Raw genomic sequence first — 18,913 nt, 5'->3', positions numbered from 1 at the left:
AAGTCCTCCGTCCGTTTATCGGAGGACCGGGCCGGACGGGCGGCGACATGCCGGTCGGAACCCGTATGCCGCCAGGCGTCCCCCGAACGCGCCTGAGCCGTTGCGGGCCCCTGGGGCGCGGGGTGCACTGCCCCCATGAGCAACGACCAGCCGACGCCCGGCCAGCCGCCCGAGGACGACGATCCGTTCCTCAAGAAGCCGCAGGAACCCCCGCCGCCGTCCTCCGGTCAGCCGTACGGCGGCACGCCGCCCCCGCCCCCGCCGAACGATCCGTACGGCAGCGGCGGCGGCTTCGGGGCCCCCGATCCGCTGGCCGGGATGCCGCCGCTCGCGGAGCCGGGGAAGCGCATCCTGGCGCGGCTCATCGACTTCCTCGTCATCTCCATCCCGCTGTACCTGATCTCGCTGCCCTGGGGCGGGGCGGTCGACGTCAACGGGGACGGCGACGACGGGTTCGGGGACGCGGTCGCCAGCGGTTACGGCGGGCAGCAACTGGTGTGGTCGATCATCGGACTGGTGGTGTACGTCGCCTACGACACCTACTTCACGCACAAGGACGGCCGCACGCTGGGCAAGCGGCTGCTGAAGATGCGCGTCGCGATGCTCAACGACGGCCGGGCGCCCGACACCGGGGCCGCGCTGATGCGGGCCGTCGTGCTGTGGGCGCCGGCGCTCCTGTGCTGCCCCTGCCTGTGGTGGCTGATCAACATCGTGCTGATGTTCACCGACAAGCCCTACCGGCAGGGGCTGCAGGACAAGGCGGCCAAGACGGTCGTCGTCGCCGTCCGTTGACGGACACCGCGCGCGTGGGCGGCGGACGCCGCTCGGCGGCGGTTCGACGGCAGACCCTAAGGGTTGTCCGACCGCGCCGACGGGCCTCCCGCCGGAACCCGCTCCCGAGCCCCGGTGGACCGCGGCGCGTGACGGGTCCGGGCGGCGGCCGGAACGGACGCGGCGGGTCCGGTCTGGGCCGCTCGGGGGCGGGCGGGCGGCAGCCGCAGGGCCACCAGGAGTCCGAGGGCCAGCGCGACCGCCCCGGCGGCGGCCACGGCGACGACGGACTGGGCGCGGGACAGCAGCAGCAGGGCGAGCGTCGTGACGACGACGGTGGCCGAACCGTAGGCGAACTGTGCGGCAGTCGGACGCGGCATGGCGGTTTCCGTCCTCGGGACGTCGGGTGGGCGATCGATCGGCACGATCGGGGGCGCCGAACGACCCTACGACGGTGGGTGCCCGCCCCGGACCGGTGGTAAGCGCGGCCTGACACGCGGTGCTGGTGCACAGGGGGCGCACGGAGTCACGTCTCTCACCGACCGGACGGTGGGGCGCGCCCGTCGAACGCGTTCCGGCGGCCGGATCCGGACGCCCGGCGTTCCTTTACCGTTCCCATACCGTCCGCATACCGGAAACGCCCTCCGCATAGTGCACTTGGTCTGTCCAAGTCAAGGTCTGTCTTTTCTCTCATAACTCCGATCGAATGTCGTCACTTGTGACGCGTTGATGCGCGCGGCCCCTTTCACACCCCCCTGGCCGCAGCGCGCACGCCCGGGGAGGACTGCATCAAGTGACCAATCAGAGACGGGCGCTTCGCACCGCCGCCGTTGTCGTGGCCATGGCCGCGACCGCCGCGACGGCGTCGACCTTCGCCACCGCCCAGGCGCATGACGGATCATCGGGTTCCGGTGTCTCCAGCGTCGACCGCCGTGACCCGGCGCCGGCCAAGGGGCACGTGGAGCACAACCTGGAGGGCCCCTTCAGCGAGCAGCAGGCCGCCCAGCGCGAGGCCGCGCTGGAGCAGGTGCTCGCCGGGGACAAGAAGGTCGCGAACCGCGGCGGTTCCAAGGTCGTCAAGCTCGACGACAAGAAGTACGTGGAGCTCGGCCGGGAGAAGACCGACAAGATCTTCACCATCCTGCTGGAGTTCGGCGACCAGGTCGACGACACCACGATGTTCGACCCGGACGGCGACGGCCCCAAGCCGCCCGTGAAGAAGTACGGCGGCGCCCCCGGCCCGGCGCACAACAAGATCGCCAAGCCGGACCCGAAGAAGGACAACAGCACCGCCTGGAAGGCCGACTACAACCAGGAGCACTTCCAGGAGCTCTACTTCGGCGAGGGCAAGGGCGTCGACTCGCTCAAGACCTACTACGAGAAGACCTCCTCGGGCCGCTACTCGGTCGAGGGCGAGGTCTCCGACTGGGTCAAGGTCCCCTACAACGAGGCCCGTTACGGCTCCAACTACTGCGGCCAGTCCAACTGCGCCAACGTGTGGGACGCGGTCCGCGACGGCGTGAACGCCTGGGTCGCCGACCAGAAGGCCCAGGGCCGCACCGACGCCGAGATCAAGGCGAACCTGGCCGAGTACGACCAGTGGGACCGCTACGACTTCGACGGCGACGGCAACTTCAACGAGCCCGACGGCTACATCGACCACTTCCAGCTGGTCCACGCCGGCGAGGACGAGTCGGCCGGCGGCGGCGCCGAGGGCGCCAACGCCATCTGGGCGCACCGCTGGTACGCGTACGGCACCAACGCCGGTGCGACCGGCCCCGCGGACAACAAGGCCGGTGGCGCGCAGATCGGCGACACGGGCATCTGGGTCGGCGACTACACCGTCCAGCCCGAGAACGGCGGCCTGGGCGTCTTCGCCCACGAGTACGCCCACGATCTCGGCCTGCCGGACCTGTACGACACCTCCGGCGGCGGCGAGAACTCGGTCGGCTTCTGGTCCCTGATGTCGGCGGGCTCCTGGCTCGGCACCGGCAAGGGCGAGATCGGCAACCTGCCGGGCGACATGACCTCGTGGGACAAGCTCAAGCTGGGCTGGCTCGACTACGACACGGCCAAGGCCGGCAAGACCTCGCTGCACAAGCTGGGCGTCTCGGAGTACAACACCGAGAACCCGCAGGCGCTCCTCGTCGAGCTGCCGAAGAAGGCCGTCACCACCACCGTCGTCAAGCCCGCCGAGGGCGCGAAGCAGTGGTGGAGCGACATGGGCGACGACCTGTCGAACACCCTGACCCGCTCGGTCGACCTCACCGGCAAGTCCAAGGCCGTGCTGGACCTTTCGGGCTGGTACGACATCGAGGCCGACTACGACTACCTCTACACCGAGGTGTCCGACAACGGCGGCGCCAGCTGGACCGCGCTCGACGGCACCGCCGACGGCAGGGCCATCCCGCGCGACGCCAGCGACAAGCCGGCCCTGACCGACGTCTCGGGCGCGTACAAGAAGCTCTCCTTCCCGCTGGACGCCTACGCGGGCAAGAAGATCGACCTCCGCTTCCGCTACCAGACGGACGGCGGCGCGGGCGGCAAGGGCTTCGCGGCCGACGCCATCACCGTCACCGCCGACGGCGCGGCGCTCTTCTCGGACAACGCCGAGGGCGACGACAACGGCTGGACCGCCAAGGGCTTCTCGCGGATCGGCGAGTCCTTCACCCAGGACTACCCGCAGTACTACATCGCGGAGAACCGCCAGTACGTCTCCTACGACAAGACGCTGAAGGTCGGCCCGTACAACTTCGGCTTCTCCACCACCCGTCCGGACTGGGTCGAGCACTACGCCTACCAGAACGGTCTGCTGGTCTGGTTCTGGGACACCTCCCAGAAGGACAACAACACCTCGGTCCACCCGGGCCAGGGTCTGATCCTGCCGGTCGACGCGCACGCCAAGCCGCTCAAGTGGAAGGACGGCTCGCTCCTGCGCAACAAGATCCAGCCGTTCGACGCCCCGTTCAGCTGGTACCCGAACAAGGGCTTCACGCTCCACAACGCGGACGTTCCGCTGTACATCAAGCCCAGCCTGGGCAACCCGGTCTTCGACGACCGCAAGGGCACCTACTGGTACAAGGAGAACCCCACGGGCGGTGTCAAGGTTCCTGACACGAACACCCGCATCTCCATCGTCCACGAGCCCCTCGATGGCCGCACGATGAGCGTGCTGGTCGGTCCCTCGGGTCGCTGATCACGTAAAACCGCAGGTCACACCATGATCGGCCGTCGCCCCCTAGCGGGCGGCGGCCGATCGTGTTTAGGTGCGTCTTGTTCACATCCTTATTGACACGATGTCTCACGGGGGAGCGCGGAGCATGGCAGGCGGAGGTTTCTGCAGGTTGCCCAACGGCACGGTGGTGGTCGCCCTGACCCTCACCAGACCGGCCGACGGCACGGGCCCGCACGGCGGTACGGGAACGGGGCCCGGGGCCCCGGTGCGGGTGCTGGTGCACGCGGCGAACCGGGCGCGCGCCCTGACCAGGCTGCGCAACCTGGGGCTGCGGGCGGTCTACCTGCGCGGCAACGACCGGCCGCCCACGCCGGACGAGGTCACGGCGGTGCTGCACCACCCGGACGGGCTGCTGTGGCGGACCGTCCCGCAGGAGGCCCCGGCCGTCGCCCGGCCCGGCTCCCCCGGGGGCCAGGCGTCGCCGCCCCACCCCGCGTCCGCCTCGCCGCAGCCGCTGTCGTCGTGCCAGGAGCTGTGGCGCCCGATCAGGGCGCTGCTGGGCCCCGCCGGGTACGCCGGACCGGCCCGCCCGGCCGCGTAGGGCCCGGGCGGGGCGGAGGGGCCGGACGGGCGCGGGGCCGCCGACGGCGTGCGGCTACGGGGCGACGACGGGCGTGCCGGTCAGCTTCACGCCCGCCGTCCGCAGCTCGGCCAGGGCCCGCTCGGTGGTGTCCCCGGAGACGCCCGCCGTCAGGTCGAGCAGCACGTGGGTGACGAAGCCCTCGCGGACCGCGTCCAGCGCGGTGGCCCGTACGCAGTGGTCGGTGGCGATGCCGACCACGTCGACCTCGGTGACCTCCCGGTCGCGCAGCCACTGGGCGAGGCCGGCGCCGTTCTCGTCGGCGCCCTCGAATCCGCTGTACGCGGCCGAGTACGCCCCCTTGTCGAAGACCGTGTCGATCGCCCCGGAGGCGACGGCGGGCGCGAAGTTCGGGTGGAAGCCGACGCCCTCCGTACCGGCGACGCAGTGCACCGGCCAGGAGTCCACGTAGTCGGGGGTGGCCGAGAAGTGGTCGCCCGGATCGACGTGGTGGTCGCGGGTGGCCACCACGTGGCGGTAGGCGGGCTGGGCGTCGCCGATCAGGTCGGTGATGGCGGCGGCGACGTCGGCGCCGCCCGCCACCGCGAGGCTGCCGCCCTCGCAGAAGTCGTTCTGAACGTCCACGACGATCAATGCGCGGTGCATGGCGGGTGTCCTTCGGTGGGGGCGGGTGCGGGGAGGGGGCGGGAGCGGGGGTGGGGCGGTGTGTCCGGGGGCTGCGGGGTTCCGAGGGTCCGATGGTGCGCGGGTTCAATGGTGCGAGGGTTCGAGCCTAGGCACTGGAACGTCACAATCAAGCCCGCCCGCGAAACCGCCGGTTTCGGGCCCGGCCGGTCCGGACGCCCGGCCCGGCCGGACCGCGGCCCCGGCCGGTTCGGGCGGTCCTCCCCCGGGCCGTGTTCCGGCCGGGGCCGGGCGGTGGCGGTCGGGGCCCTCCCGGGGCCGCGGCGAGCCGCCCCGGGGCACTGGGAGGGCGGCCCCGGGCCGTCTCAGACGTACTCGGTCGGGATCACCGCCTCGCCCCGCGACAGCTGGATCGCCGACATCGGCAGCGTCGCCCGCGCGGCCACGTGCCGGTCCCGGACCGCGTCCAGCGGCTCCCGGGCGACCACCTCGCCGTCCCGCACCAGCTCCACCAGCAGCTGCCGGTCGGCCAGCGCCTCGGGGACCGGTCCGGTGCCGACCACCTCGGCCTCGGCCACGCCGTGCTCGTCGGTCCGGCGAGCGGCCCACTTGCGACCGCCCTTCGACGCCTTCGCGCCGAGCGACTTCTTGGCCACCGGGACCAGCGGGGCGTCCGGCTCCCCCGAACCGGCGCGGGCCACCAGCTTGTAGACCATCGAGCAGGTGGGGTGCCCGCTCCCGGTGACCAGCTGGGTGCCGACCCCGTACGCGTCCACCGGCGCGGCGGCCAGCGAGGCGATGGCGTACTCGTCGAGGTCCGAGGTCACCACGATCTTGGTGTTGGTCGCCCCCAGCTCGTCGAGCTGCTGGCGCACCCGGTGCGCGACCAGGAGCAGGTCCCCGGAGTCGATCCGTACGGCGCCCAGCTCGGGGCCCGCGATCTCGACGGCCGCCCGGACCGCTTCGGTCACGTCGTACGTGTCGACCAGCAGCGTCGTGCCCCGGCCCAGCGAGTCCACCTGCGCCCGGAACGCGTCGCGCTCGGTGTCGTGCAGCAGGGTGAAGGCGTGCGCGCTGGTGCCGACGGTCGGGATCGCCCAGCGGAAGCCGGCCGCCAGGTCGGAGGTGGCGTCGAAGCCGCCGACGTACGCCGCGCGGGCCGAGGCGACCGCCGACAGCTCGTGGGTGCGGCGGGCGCCCATCTCGATGAGCCGGCGGCCCCCGGCGGCGGCCGACATCCGCGAGGCGGCCGCGGCGATGGCGGAGTCGTGGTTGAGGATGGAGAGGATCACCGTCTCCAACAGCACGCACTCGGCGAAGGTGCCCTCCACCCGCAGGATCGGGGAGCCGGGGAAGTAGACCTCCCCCTCCGGGTAGCCCCAGACGTCGCCGCTGAAGCGGTAGCCGGCCAGCCATTCGAGGGTCGGCTCGTCCACGATCTCCTGCTGGCGCAGGAAGCCGATCATCTCGTCGTCGAAGTGGAAGTTCTCCACCGCGTCCAGCACCCGGCCGGTCCCCGCGACGACGCCGTAGCGGCGCCCCTCGGGCAGTCGGCGGGTGAACGCCTCGAAGACGGAGTGCCGGTCGGCGGTGCCGGCCCGGAGGGCCGCCTGCACCATGGTCAGCTCGTACTGGTCGGTGAAGAGCGCGGTCGACGGAACGCCGACCCGTCGCCCGAGGTCCGCTGTGTTCATGGCTGGGATGCTACCCCCTATTCGTCAGAGTGACGAGATGTGGGGTCCGTTTGTGCGCCGGGGCCGCCCGGGTGGCAGCATGGGACAGGTGAGCGTTGCTACTCCGCTGGAGATCGAACGACCTGATTCCGCCGAGGAGACCTTCGTGGTCCCCGAGCCGGACGTCCCGTGGGTGACGCTCGTCCACAACGACCCGGTCAATCTCATGAGCTATGTGACCTATGTCTTCCAGGCCTACTTCGGCTACTCGAAGGACAAGGCCCACCGGCTCATGATGGACGTGCACCAGAAGGGCCGCGCCGTCGTCTCCAGCGGAAGCCGCGAGGAGATGGAGCGCGACGTCCAGGCCATGCACGGCTACGGACTGTGGGCCACCCTCACCCAGGACCGCACCTGACCTTCGCGCCCGTGCGCGCCGGACCGTACCGCCCCTGCCCCGTTCGACCCACCATCGGAGAACCCATGGCCGGCCATTTCGAGGCCACCCCAGGCGGCGGCGCGGCCGTCGCGCTCGACGAGGTCGAGATCTCCATCCTGCGCTCCCTCGCCGTCCAGCTGCTGGAGCTGATCGGCCCCGGCGACCAGCCCGCCGAGGGCGAGGACCCCCTCGCCGCCCTCTTCGCCGAGGGCCCCAGCAAGCCGCCGTCCGACCCCGCGCTGGCCCGCCTCTTCCCCGACGCCTACGGCGGCCCCGACGCCCCCGGCGAGGGCGGGAAGCCGGAGGAGGAGCTGCGGGAGCTCTCCTCCGAGTTCCGCCGCTTCACCGAGATGGACCTGCGCTCCGGCAAGCGCGAGGACGCCCTCACCGTCGTCCGCACCCTGGACGCGCTCTCCCCGGTCGGGGACGGCGGCGCCGTCCTCACCCTCACCGCCGACGAGTGCCTCCGCTGGCTGCGGTCCCTCAACGACCTGCGGCTGACCATCGGCACCCGGCTGGAGGTGTCCGACGAGGACCAGGGGGAGGAGGGATCGCTCTACCGGCTCCCCGACAGCGACCCGCGCAAGCCCATGGTGATGGCCTACCTCTGGCTCGGCGCACTCCAGGAGACGCTCGTCGAGACGCTCATGCCGTAGGACGCGTCCGGCGGATTCCCGGCGCGTCCCGACCGGTTCCGCGACGCCTTTTCCGTAGAAGGCCTCCGTCGGCACAGGGCCGCCCGTCACGCCGTGGCGGGCGGCCCTCGTTCGCTCAACGGACGCTCAGATCCGGGTAACGATCCCCCCAAGCCATTCGGACTATTCGTCCCCCGCAGAGCCTCTTGCCCGCTTTTCCCTGTGGTGTGCGCCACAGAATGCCCGATGATGTCCCATGACAGCCGTGATAAATCTTCACGACCACCCGGGGGACGCCACCCCTGTTTCCCGGGGGCGCTACACACCGGCCGAACGCCGGTCGCACTCCATCCATATCCGGGGGGATCAGGACCTGATCCGCAGCCTTGTACGGCGCGGATCGGCGTGGAGAAAGGCGCACCACCATGACATCGGCGCACGTCGACGAGGGACAGGCCGACAAGGGGCGGCCCGGCACGAATGCCGGGGACGCCGGGGCCGAGGGATACCAGCGCGGTCTCGGAGCCCGCCAGATCCAGATGATCGCCATCGGCGGAGCCATCGGCACCGGGCTCTTCCTCGGCGCGGGCAAGGCCATCGACCGGGCCGGACCCAGCCTCATCCTGGCCTACGTCATCGCGGGCCTGGTCATCTTCTTCATCATGCGGGCCCTGGGCGAACTCCTCATGTACCGCCCGGTCTCCGGCTCCTTCTCGGAGTACGCCCGGGAATTCATCAGCCCGTTCTTCGGATTCGTCACCGGCTGGACCTACTGGCTGTTCTGGGTCGTCACCGGAATCACCGAAGTCACCGCCGCGGCCACCTATATGACGTACTGGTGGGACATTCCCCAGTGGCTCTCCGCCCTGGTGTTCACCGTCATTCTCTACGGCGCCAACCTGATCTCCGTGAAGCTCTTCGGCGAGCTGGAGTTCTGGTTCTCCATGGTCAAGGTCACCGCCATCCTCGGCATGATCCTGATCTGCGCGGGCGTCCTCACCGTCGGATTCTCCGACGCCGGCGACACCGCGACCGTCTCCAACCTCTGGAACGACGGCGGATTCTTCCCCAACGGCATCACCGGCACCCTCATGACGCTCCAGATCGTCATGTTCGCCTTCCTCGCCGTAGAACTCGTCGGCGTCACCGCCGGTGAGTCCAAGGACCCCGAGACCGTGCTGCCCAAGGCCATCAACACCGTGCCGTGGCGCATCGCCGTCTTCTACGTGGGCGCGCTGATCATGATCCTCTCGGTCGTGCCGTGGTCCACCTTCAAGCCCGGCGTCTCCCCGTTCGTGAAGGCGTTCGAGGAGATGGGGCTCGGCATCGGCGCCGCCATCGTCAACTTCGTCGTCCTCACCGCCGCGCTCTCCTCCTGCAACTCCGGCATGTACTCCACCGGGCGCATGCTCCGCGACCTCGCCCTCAACGGCCAGGGCCCCCGCGCCTTCACCAAGCTGACGAAGAACGGCCTGCCGCTGGCCGGCACCACCTTCTCCGCGGCCCTGATGCTCGTCGGCGTCTGGATCAACTACCAGTGGCCCGGCGACGCCTTCACCTACGTCGTCTCCTTCGCGACCATCTCCGGCATGTGGGCCTGGATCATGATCCTGATCAGCCAGATCCGCTACCGCCGCATGGCCGACGCCGGCCTGCTCCCGCAGTCCTCGTTCCGGGCCCCCGGCGCCCCGTACACCAGCTGGTTCGCGCTGCTGTTCATCGGCATGGTCATCGTGATGATGGCGATCGACGCGGACGCCAGGATCTCGCTCTACTGCGCACCGCTGTGGGGGCTCGTCCTCTTCGTCTCCTACCGGGTCCTCCAGGCCCGCACCCCGGACGCCGGGAAGACCCCCACCGGCACCCGCTGACCCGGGCCGGGGCCGCCCCACCGGCCCCGACCGCCCCACCAGCCAGGCCACCCCGCCCCCCCCCGAGGGCCGGAACCCCACTGACCCCGAGGGCGGGCCCCACACCGCCCCCTCCCCGGACCGCCCCGGCTGCCCCAAAGGCCGACGGTTGTCCAGCATGCGGGCCCCCGTGTACCACCCACCGGTACGCGGGGGCCCGCCTGCTTATCCTGGCGCCATGCTGACCATCACCCAGACGCTCTACGACCAGATCGTCGCCCACTCCCGCGCCGACCACCCCGACGAGGCGTGCGGAGTGGTCGCGGGCCCGGCCGGGACCGACCGCCCCGAGCGCTTCATCCCGATGCTCAACGCCGCCCGCTCGCCCACGTTCTACGAGTTCGACTCCGCCGACCTCCTCAAGCTCTACCGCGAGATGGACGACCGCGACGAGGAGCCCGTGATCGTCTACCACTCGCACACCGCGACCGAGGCGTACCCCTCCCGCACCGACGTCACGTACGCCAACGAACCCGGCGCCCACTACGTCCTCGTCTCCACCGCCGACACCGACGACGCGGGCCCCTTCCAGTTCCGCTCGTACCGCATCGTGGACGGTGTGATCACGGAGGAAGACGTGCGGGTCGTCGAGGCGTACTGAGCCCGGCCGCCGCGCGAAGCGCCCCGGGCCGGGAGCACTCGGGCCCGGGCAGCCCGCGAAGCGGCCGAACGGGTCTGGCACACTGCACCCCAGACCCGAACACCAGGCGACGGAAGCCAGGAAGCCGGTGCGAATCCGGCACGGTCCCGCCACTGTGACCGGGCCCCCTCCCACGCGGACGCCCCCAGGGCGACGCCGCACCGGAGGGCGGCCCGGAAGCCAGGAACTGGCCCGCCGCCTTCCAGCATCGACCAGGGGACGCGGAAATCCCCCGGAGAGGCCTCGCCATGTCCCGGCGCACCCCCGCGCTCACAGCCGCCGCCGTGCTGCTCCCGCTCGCCCTCACCGCCTGCTCCTCCTCGGGCCCCTCCGGCGACGCCGCCGGGAACAAGGCGCCGGCCAGGAGCGACGGCTTCCCGTACACCGTGAAGAACTGCGGCGTCACCACCACGTACACGGCCCCGCCGAAGCGCGTGGTCACCATGAACCAGCACGTCACCGAGATCATGCTGGAACTGGGCCTGGCCGACTCCCTGGTCGGCACCGCCTACCTCGACGACGAGGTCCTGCCGAAGTACGCGAAGGACTACGCCTCCGTCCCCGTCCTCGCCGAGGAGTACCCCTCCTACGAACAGGTCCTCGCCGCCGACCCCGACTTCGTCTACGGCGGCTACGGCAGCGCCTTCGCCGCCGGCGACGGCCGGAGCCGCGAGGCGCTCGCCAAGTCCGGCATCGACACCCGCCTCAACGCCGAGAGCTGCACCGAGGGCGACCAGCCCATGGACACCCTCTACGACGAGATCCGCGAGGTCGGCCGCACCTTCGGCGTCCCCGACCGCGCCGAAGCCTGGATCAGGCGGGCCGAAGCCGACAACGCCGCCACCGCGAAGAAGCTGGAGGGCGTGAAGCCCGTATCCGTCTTCGTCTACGACAGCGGCGACAAGACCGCCTTCACCGCGGGCGGCGAGGGCATCGGCAACGAACTGATCGAGCGGGCCGGCGGCGCCAACGTCTTCGCCGACCTCGACAAGCCCTTCGGCGACGCCTCCTGGGAGAACGTCGTCGCCCGCAAGCCCGAGGCCATCGTGATCTACGACTACGGGGCCACCACCGTCGAACAGAAGAAGAAGCGCCTCCTCACCGACCCCGTCCTCGCGGACGTCCCCGCCGTCCGGAACAAGCGCTTCGCGGTCCTGCCGCTCTCCGACGCGGTCCTCGGCGTCCGCGTCCCCGCCGCCGTGGGCAAGCTCGCGGCCCAGCTCCACCCGGAGGCGGTCAAGGCGGCTGCCACCCCGTGACCTGCCGCGCCTCCGCACCGCGGCGGCCCCTCGGCTACGTCCTGGTGCTCGGCGTCCTCGCCGTGCTCCTGGCCGTCGCCGTGCTGGCCGCCCTCGCCCTGGGCTCCGTCCGCATCCCGCCCGGCCAGGTGATCGACATCCTGACCGGGCGGGCCGAGGCGAGCCCTTACCGCACGATCGTCCTGGACGTCCGGCTGCCCCGGGTCCTCCTCGGCATCGTCGTCGGCGCCGGACTCGCCGTCATCGGCACCGTCCTGCAGGCCCTCGTCCGCAACCAGCTCGCCGACCCCTTCCTCCTCGGCGTCTCCTCCGGGGCCTCCACCGGCGCGGTCCTGGTCATCGTCCTCGGCCTCGGCGCCACCCTCGCCGCCACCGTCACCCTCCCGGCCGCCGCCTTCGCGGGGGCGCTGCTCTCCCTGCTGCTCGTCTACACCCTGGCCCGCGGCGGGGGCGGCCTCACCACCAACCGGCTCGTCCTCGCCGGAGTCGCCGTCTCCTACGTCCTCTCCGCCCTGACCAGCCTCATCCTGGTCACCTCCGCCCGCGCCGACCACCTCCAGGAAGTCCTCCACTGGACCCTCGGCGGCCTCGGCGCCGCCCGCTGGGACATGCTCGCCCTGCCCGCGACCACCCTGGTCGCCGGTACGGCCGTCCTCCTCACCCTCGCCCGCCCGCTCGACCTGCTCCTGGTGGGGGAGGAGGGCGCGACCGTCCTCGGCCTGGACACCGCCCGCTTCCGCGCCGCCGTCTTCGTCCTCGCCTCCCTGATGACCGGGGCGCTGGTCGCGTACAGCGGGGCGATCGGCTTCGTCGGGCTGATGGTCCCGCACGCGGCCCGCATGGCCGTCGGCGCCGCCCACCGCGCGCTGCTCCCCGTCGCCGCCCTCGGCGGAGCGGTGTTCCTGGTCCTCGCCGACCTGGCCGCCCGGACGGTCGCCGCCCCGCAGGACATCCCGGTCGGCGTCCTCACCGCGCTGACCGGCGGTCCGTTCTTCCTCTGGATGCTGCGCCGCCGGCCGGAAGGAACGCCCGCGTGAGGCCGCCCCGCCCCCGGGGCACCCGGCCGCCGAACCACCGGCCCCCGGCGCGCGCCCGCACGGGGCTCCGGACCCCCGCGGGCGCCCGCCCCGCGACCGTACGTACCGCCGAGGGAGCCCGCCCGTGACCACCCTGCGCACCGAAGGACTCTCGTACGGGACCGGCGAGGGCCGCCACCTCGTCGACGCCGTCGACCTCACCGCCGACGACGGTGAGACCGTCGGCCTCGTCGGCCCCAACGGCAGCGGCAAGACCACCCTCCTGCGCTGCGTCTACGGCACCCTGCGCCCCACCCACGGCCGCGTCCTCCTCGACGGCGACGACCTCACCGCCCTCTCCGTGAAGGCCCGCGCCCAGCGCATCGCCACCGTCCCCCAGGACGGCCACGCCGGCTTCGAACTCACCGTGGGCCAGGTCGTCGCGATGGGCCGCGCCCCGCACAAGCGGTTCTGGGAGGCGGACACCGCCGCCGACAGCGCCCTGGTCGCCGAGGCCCTGGCCCGGGTGGGGATCGCCGCGCTCGAACCCCGTACGTTCTCCTCCCTCTCCGGCGGCGAACGCCAACGGGCCCTGGTCGCCCGCGCCCTGGTCCAGCAGCCCTCGCTCGTCGTCCTGGACGAACCCACCAACCACCTGGACATCCGCTACCGGTTGGAGGTCCTCGCACTCATCCGCGGCCTGGGCACCACCAACCTCCTCGCCCTGCACGACCTCAACCTCGCCGCCTACTACTGCGACCGCCTCTACGTCCTCAAGGACGGCCGCGTCGTGGCGTCCGGCCCCCCGGAGAAGGTCCTCACGGCCGAGCTGCTGCGCGAGGTGTACGGGGTCGCCGCCGAGGTCAGCACCCACCCGGCGACCGGCGCCCCCACGGTCGTCTACCTCCCGGAAGGGGCCGGCCACCCCACCCGGTCCGCATAGCGGTCGCTCACTATCCACCATGTGGGATCACACTCGGGTTTCCGCACAGGGAATCGATACGATGCCCGCATGGTTCCCCCTGACGTGAGCAACGAGACGCCGGGCACGCCGCTCGTCGCGCGGCTGCACGTCGACCTGTGCAGGCTGGCCAGCGCGATCTGTCGCACCGCGGCCTGCCCGTGAGCCGCCCGGCCTGAGCCGCGGTCCGCGCGCCCACCCACCCGCACCACCCTCCGCGCGGGGGCAGAAACGCGCGCCCCACGCCCCTCCCGCTTTCGACAGGAGCCCACGCCATGGCCATCGAGGTCCGCATCCCGACCATCCTCCGCACCTACACCGACGGCGCGAAGGCCGTCGAAGGCAACGGGGACACCCTCGCCGACCTCTTCGCCGACCTGGAGAGCCGCCACCCCGGCATCCGCGAGCGGCTCGTCGACGGCGGCAACGGCGACCAGCTCCGCCGCTTCGTGAACGTCTACCTCAACGACGAGGACGTCCGCTTCCTCGACGGCATCTCCACCCGACTCGGCGACGGCGACAGCGTCACGATCCTCCCCGCCGTCGCCGGCGGCATGCGCTGATGCGGTACGACTCCCCGCTGGCGGCCGTGGGGAACACCCCCCTCGTCCGCCTCCCGCGGCTGTCGCCGTCCGAGGACGTCCGCATCTGGGCGAAGCTGGAGGACCGCAACCCCACCGGCTCGATCAAGGACCGCCCCGCGCTCCACATGGTCGAACAGGCCGAGAAGGACGGCCGGCTGACCCCCGGCTGCACCATCCTGGAGCCCACCAGCGGCAACACCGGCATCTCCCTCGCCATGGCGGCCAAGCTCAAGGGCTACCGCATCGTGTGCGTCATGCCGGAGAACACCTCCCAGGAGCGGCGCGACCTCCTCGCCATGTGGGGAGCCGAGATCATCTCCTCCCCGGCCGCCGGGGGCTCCAACACGGCCGTCCGCGTCGCCAAGGAACTCGCCGCGGAGCACCCGGACTGGGTGATGCTCTACCAGTACGGCAACCCGGACAACGCGGGCGCCCACTACGCCACCACCGGACCGGAGATCCTCACCGACCTCCCCTCCATCACCCACTTCGTCGCGGGCCTCGGCACCACCGGCACCCTCATGGGCGTCGGCCGCTACCTCCGCGAGAACCGCCCCGGCATCCGGATCGTCGCCGCCGAACCCCGGTACGACGACCTGGTCTACGGTCTGCGCAACCTCGACGAGGGCTTCGTCCCCGAGCTCTACGACGCCTCGGTCCTCACCACCCGCTTCTCCGTGGGCTCCGCCGACGCGGTCACCCGCACCCGCGAACTCCTCCAGCAGGAAGGCATCTTCGCGGGCGTCTCCACCGGCGCCGCCCTCCACGCGGCGATCGGCGTGGGCAGGAAGGCCGTCAAGGCGGGGGAGAGCGCCGACATCGTCTTCGTCGTCGCGGACGGCGGGTGGAAGTACCTGTCCACCGGCGTCTACACGGCGAAGACCACGGAGGCGGCGATCGAAACGCTCCAGGGCCAACTCTGGGCCTGAGCCCTCCACCACCCTCCGGCGCCGGGGGGCGGAGCCCCGCGTCCCCTCGCGACCGGGGCCCCGCCCCTCAGCCCGCGCCCAGCCCCCGCACGCGCTCCCACAGCCGCGCGTCCACCGTGCCCACCCGCCGCCGGAACGCGGCGACCCGCACCTCCCGCAGCTCGTCCGTCTCCAGGAAGCTCCGCCGCCCCCGCCGGTCCCCGACCGTCCCCGCGGGCAGCGCGATCACCCCGGGCCGCTCCTCGTGATGCTTGCTGGTGATCTTCGCGACCAGCGCCGAACGCCCCCGTACCGAGAGCACCAGGCACGGCCGGTCCTTCCACCCCGGCCCGTCCTCGTACGGCACGTCGGCCCACCACACCTCGCCCGCCCTCGGCGTACGCCCGTCCCCGCGGTCCGCCGGCCTCTCCGGCCGGGACGAAGGCCGCGACGGACGCGACGGCGGCCGGGTGCGGGCCGCCCCCGCCGGCCGCCCCGGCCGGCGCGAACGCGGCCCCCGGTCCGACCGCCCCCGCCCGTCCACCACCGCCGCCACGAGCGCGAGCAGCACCACGGCCGCCAGAGCCACCCACCAGAACGTGTTCATCCCCCGACCGTACCGGCGACCGGGACGCGCACATCCGGACGGACGCGCCGGGCCCCCGGTGGACGCGCTTCCATCGAACCGGTGACAGAGCAGGTGAGTTCCCCCACAACGGCGGGCAGCGGAGGAGCGACGCGGAGTTTCGCGCCTTACGCTCGACGAACCGCAGAAACAATCCCGCAGGAATTCCACGAAACTCCGGCGGAATCGCACGAACCCTCCCCGTTCCCGCGCCCCGGAGGTTCACGCTCCATGAAGCTCACCGTCGTCGGCTGCTCCGGCTCGTTCCCCTCCCAGGGGTCGGCATGCTCGAGCTACCTCGTAGAGGCCGACGGCTTCCGGCTGCTCCTCGACATGGGCAACGGCGCCCTCGGCGAGCTGCAGCGCCACGTCGGTCTCTACGACCTCGACGCGATCTTCCTCAGCCATCTGCACGCCGACCACTGCATCGACATGTGCGCCTATTTCGTCGTGCGCTACTACCCGCACGGCGGCGGGCGCCCCCGCCACCTCCCGGTCTACGGCCCCGAGGGCACCGAGCAGCGGCTGACCGCGGCCCACGGCGACACCCCCTCCGACCGGGCGATGAGCGAGGTCTTCGACTTCCACACCCTCAAGCCGGGCGCCTTCGAGATCGGCCCCTTCGCGGTCCGTACGGAGAAGCTCCGCCACCCCGTCGACACCTTCGGCATCCGGGTCGAGCACGGCGGCTCCTCCCTTGCCTACTCCGGCGACACCGGCGCCTGCGACGCACTGGAGGAGCTGGCCCGGGACGCCGACCTCTTCCTCTGCGAGGCGTCGTTCGTCGACGGCAAGGAGGACATCCCCGACCTGCACCTCAACGGCCGCGAGGCCGGCGAGGCCGCGGCCCGCGCCGGGGCGCGCCGACTCGTCCTCACCCACATCCCGCCGTGGACGGACGCCGACCGCAACGCCGCCGACGCCCGCGCGGTCTACCCGGGCCCGGTGGAACTCGCCGTCCCGGGCGCGGTGTACGAACTCTGAGACCCGGCCGACGACGCGGAGCCGTCCTGGGAGACTGCCGGGATGACCACGATCAGACCCGCCCGGGAGGCCGACCTCGACGGCTTCCTGGCCCTGGCCTCCCAGGTCGAGCACTGGTTCGGGCCGATGGTCCACGAGCCCGGTTTCCACCGGGCGGTACGCGCCCACATCCGTGACGGGGCGGCCCTGGTGGCCGAGGCCGCCGGGCCCGCGACAGCCGTGGCCCCCGCCCTGGCGGGCGGCCTGCTCTTCGGGCCGGAACCGCCGACCCACCACGTCCACCGGCTCGTCACCTCCGCGCACCTCCGGGGCGCCGGAGTGGGCCGGCTGCTGATGGCGGAGGCGCTGCGCCGGTACGTCACCGGGCCCGGCACCGTCGAGGTGATCACCTTCGGGCCCGACCACCCGGGGGCCGTGGAGAGCGGGGCCCGCGCCTTCTACGAGCGGCTCGGATTCCGCCCCGGCGAGGCGGCCGACCCGGGGCCGGAGGACGGTTCCCGCCAGCTCTACCGCCTCGACGTACCCGCACGGCGGGGGTGACGCGACCGGGCGCGGGGGAGACACGCGCGCGGGGAAACGCCGGAGCCCCCGTTCCCGAGCGACGTCCTCGGAAACGGGGGCTCCGGCGTACCGGCGAGGGCGGAGGCTACTTCGCCTCGGCCTTCCGGAGCTCGGCCAGCTCCTCGTCCGACTCCCGGCCCGGGGTCGGCAGGTTGAACCTGGTGATCGCGAAGCGGAAGACCACGTAGTAGACGGCGGCGAAGCAGAGGCCGACCAGGACCAGCAGCCACGGCTTCGACGCGATGCCGAGGTTCAGCAGGAAGTCGACCAGACCGGCCGAGAACCCGAAGCCGTCCTTCATGCCGAGCGCCCAGGTCAGGGCCATCGAGACACCGGTCAGCACCGCGTGGATCGCGTACAGCACCGGGGCGACGAACATGAACGTGAACTCGATCGGCTCGGTCACACCGGTGACGAACGAGGTCAGCGCGAGCGAGAACATCATGCCGCCGACGACCTTGCGGCGCTCCGGACGGGCGCAGTGGACGATCGCGAGGCAGGCCGCCGGAAGGGCGAACATCATGATCGGGAAGAAGCCGGTCATGAACTGCCCGGCGCTCGGGTCGCCCTCCAGGAAGCGGGCGATGTCACCGTTCTTGCCGTTGTACTCGCCCGCCTGGAACCACGGGAAGGAGTTCAGCAGGTGGTGCATGCCGACCGGGATCAGCGCGCGGTTGGCGACACCGAAGATGCCCGCGCCGACCGCGCCGGAACCGACCAGCCACTCACCGAAGTTGTGCAGACCGGAACCGAGGACCGGCCAGATCAGGCCGAAGACGATGCCGATGACCAGACCCGCGAGGGCGGAGAGGATCGGGACCAGGCGGCGGCCGCTGAAGAAGCCCGCCCAGTCGGGCAGCTTGGTCCGGTAGAACTTCTGGTAGAGCAGGGCCACCACGAGGCCCATCACGACACCGCCGAGGACCTTGGCGTCCACCGGCGCCTCGGTCATGACGATCTTGCCGTCGACGACCTTGGCGATCTTGGCCAGGTTCGGGTCCGTGAACGTGGCCAGCACGTTCTTGAAGACCAGGTAGCCGGTGACGGCAGCGAGGGCGGTGGAACCGTCCGACTTCTTCGCGTAGCCGATCGCGATGCCGACGGCGAACAACAGCGCCATGTTGTCGAGAAGCGCGTTGCCGCCCGCGGCCATGTAGCCGGCGAGCTTGGTGACGAAGGTCGGGAACGACGGGCGGCCCAGCATGTCGTCGGCGCCCAGGCGGACCAGGAGTGCGGCGGCCGGCAGCACGGCGACCGGCAGCATGAGGCTGCGGCCGATGCGCTGCATGACGGCCATCGCGCCGGCGCCCTTCTTCTTCTCGGCCGCGGGTGCGGTCTCAGCCGTGGTCATCAACTTCCTCCATGGGACACGGTGCCGCCCGGGTCGTTGATGAGGGGAGGCGGCGACGGCTCGACAGACGGCGGCAGACAGCCGTGGTCTGGACCACTCAGTGGTGTAGACCAGTTTTAGCACGGTGAGGGTTAGATAAGGAACCTTCAATTCCCTCCTTGATTCGCAGTAGCAGATCCGGCACGTTCGGTGACAC

20 protein-coding genes are annotated in these 18,913 nt (G+C 71.8%); 15 read left to right on the top strand and 5 right to left on the bottom strand.

The features are described from left to right. Positions 1–135 precede the first annotated feature (135 nt). Positions 136–792 carry an RDD family protein gene (locus AMK24_RS08150; protein ID WP_073766517.1) on the top strand — a complete coding sequence of 219 codons (657 nt, stop codon included), beginning with the start codon at positions 136–138 and terminating at the stop codon, positions 790–792. Positions 793–848: 56 nt separating this feature from the next. On the opposite strand, the gene AMK24_RS08145 is transcribed toward AMK24_RS08150, so the two are convergent. Next, positions 849–1,151 carry a hypothetical protein gene (locus tag AMK24_RS08145; protein WP_073766515.1) on the bottom strand — a complete coding sequence of 101 codons (303 nt, stop codon included), beginning with the start codon at positions 1,149–1,151 and terminating at the stop codon, positions 849–851. Between the two features lie 413 nt (positions 1,152–1,564). On the opposite strand from AMK24_RS08145, the gene AMK24_RS08140 reads away from it, so the two are divergent. Together AMK24_RS08140 and AMK24_RS08135 are read left to right on the top strand one after the other, a co-directional pair. Then, on the top strand, positions 1,565–3,967 hold the full coding sequence (locus tag AMK24_RS08140) for an immune inhibitor A domain-containing protein (RefSeq protein WP_079190456.1): 2,403 nt from the start codon (positions 1,565–1,567) through the stop codon (positions 3,965–3,967). Positions 3,968–4,091: 124 nt separating this feature from the next. Beyond that, entirely contained in the window at positions 4,092–4,547 is a 456-nt protein-coding gene (locus tag AMK24_RS08135) for a hypothetical protein (RefSeq protein ID WP_073766513.1), read from the top strand. Between the two features lie 54 nt (positions 4,548–4,601). On the opposite strand, the gene AMK24_RS08130 is transcribed toward AMK24_RS08135, so the two are convergent. Then, positions 4,602–5,192, bottom strand: a complete 591-nt coding sequence (locus tag AMK24_RS08130; protein WP_073766512.1) for an isochorismatase family protein — start codon at positions 5,190–5,192, stop codon at positions 4,602–4,604. A gap of 344 nt (positions 5,193–5,536) precedes the next feature. Next, positions 5,537–6,865: a nicotinate phosphoribosyltransferase gene (locus AMK24_RS08125; protein ID WP_073766510.1), complete on the bottom strand. Its 1,329-nt coding sequence runs from the start codon at positions 6,863–6,865 to the stop codon at positions 5,537–5,539. Positions 6,866–6,944: 79 nt separating this feature from the next. Here AMK24_RS08125 and clpS point away from each other — a divergent pair, with 79 nt between their 5' ends. The 10 genes from clpS (at position 6,945) to AMK24_RS08080 (ending at position 15,217) form a co-directional block, all read left to right on the top strand. After that, positions 6,945–7,262, top strand: coding sequence for an ATP-dependent Clp protease adapter ClpS (clpS, locus tag AMK24_RS08120; RefSeq protein WP_073766508.1), 318 nt, complete (start codon positions 6,945–6,947; stop codon positions 7,260–7,262). Positions 7,263–7,327: 65 nt separating this feature from the next. Then, positions 7,328–7,939, top strand: coding sequence for a DUF2017 domain-containing protein (locus tag AMK24_RS08115; RefSeq protein ID WP_073766506.1), 612 nt, complete (start codon positions 7,328–7,330; stop codon positions 7,937–7,939). 404 nt (positions 7,940–8,343) lie between these two features. Beyond that, positions 8,344–9,789: an amino acid permease gene (locus AMK24_RS08110; protein ID WP_073766504.1), complete on the top strand. Its 1,446-nt coding sequence runs from the start codon at positions 8,344–8,346 to the stop codon at positions 9,787–9,789. Between the two features lie 217 nt (positions 9,790–10,006). Further along, a complete protein-coding gene (locus AMK24_RS08105; RefSeq protein WP_073766502.1) occupies positions 10,007–10,429 on the top strand; it encodes a Mov34/MPN/PAD-1 family protein in 423 nt (140 codons plus the stop codon). 287 nt (positions 10,430–10,716) lie between these two features. After that, entirely contained in the window at positions 10,717–11,727 is a 1,011-nt protein-coding gene (locus AMK24_RS08100) for an ABC transporter substrate-binding protein (protein ID WP_073766500.1), read from the top strand. Next, positions 11,724–12,764 (top strand): FecCD family ABC transporter permease, encoded by a 1,041-nt coding sequence (locus tag AMK24_RS08095; RefSeq protein WP_073766498.1) that lies wholly within the window; start codon positions 11,724–11,726, stop codon positions 12,762–12,764. Before AMK24_RS08100 ends, AMK24_RS08095 begins: the two co-directional genes overlap by 4 nt. A gap of 124 nt (positions 12,765–12,888) precedes the next feature. Next, positions 12,889–13,686: an ABC transporter ATP-binding protein gene (locus AMK24_RS08090; RefSeq protein WP_073766496.1), complete on the top strand. Its 798-nt coding sequence runs from the start codon at positions 12,889–12,891 to the stop codon at positions 13,684–13,686. 69 nt (positions 13,687–13,755) lie between these two features. Beyond that, the gene (locus AMK24_RS35300) at positions 13,756–13,869 is read left to right on the top strand and encodes a putative leader peptide (RefSeq protein ID WP_338012685.1); all 114 of its coding nucleotides are present in this window, start codon (positions 13,756–13,758) and stop codon (positions 13,867–13,869) included. Between the two features lie 110 nt (positions 13,870–13,979). Further along, positions 13,980–14,267 carry a MoaD/ThiS family protein gene (locus AMK24_RS08085; RefSeq protein WP_073766494.1) on the top strand — a complete coding sequence of 96 codons (288 nt, stop codon included), beginning with the start codon at positions 13,980–13,982 and terminating at the stop codon, positions 14,265–14,267. After that, positions 14,267–15,217, top strand: a complete 951-nt coding sequence (locus AMK24_RS08080) for a PLP-dependent cysteine synthase family protein (protein ID WP_073766492.1) — start codon at positions 14,267–14,269, stop codon at positions 15,215–15,217. The genes AMK24_RS08085 and AMK24_RS08080 overlap by 1 nt, the downstream gene beginning before the upstream one ends. Positions 15,218–15,284: 67 nt before the next feature. On the opposite strand, the gene AMK24_RS08075 is transcribed toward AMK24_RS08080, so the two are convergent. Then, on the bottom strand, positions 15,285–15,803 hold the full coding sequence (locus AMK24_RS08075; RefSeq protein ID WP_073766490.1) for a type II toxin-antitoxin system PemK/MazF family toxin: 519 nt from the start codon (positions 15,801–15,803) through the stop codon (positions 15,285–15,287). 249 nt (positions 15,804–16,052) lie between these two features. Here AMK24_RS08075 and AMK24_RS08070 point away from each other — a divergent pair, with 249 nt between their 5' ends. Next, entirely contained in the window at positions 16,053–16,805 is a 753-nt protein-coding gene (locus AMK24_RS08070; protein WP_073766488.1) for an MBL fold metallo-hydrolase, read from the top strand. 42 nt (positions 16,806–16,847) lie between these two features. After that, on the top strand, positions 16,848–17,345 hold the full coding sequence (locus AMK24_RS08065) for a GNAT family N-acetyltransferase (protein ID WP_073766486.1): 498 nt from the start codon (positions 16,848–16,850) through the stop codon (positions 17,343–17,345). A gap of 106 nt (positions 17,346–17,451) precedes the next feature. Here AMK24_RS08065 and AMK24_RS08060 read toward each other — a convergent pair whose 3' ends face one another. Then, a complete protein-coding gene (locus tag AMK24_RS08060) occupies positions 17,452–18,717 on the bottom strand; it encodes a PTS transporter subunit EIIC (RefSeq protein WP_073766484.1) in 1,266 nt (421 codons plus the stop codon). Positions 18,718–18,913: the final 196 nt, after the last annotated feature.

The organism is Streptomyces sp. CB02366, assembly GCF_001905905.1.
Taxonomy (GTDB): domain Bacteria; phylum Actinomycetota; class Actinomycetes; order Streptomycetales; family Streptomycetaceae; genus Streptomyces.
Note: the sequence above shows the minus strand (reverse complement) of the source record. Positions and strands in the feature narration are given on the sequence as shown.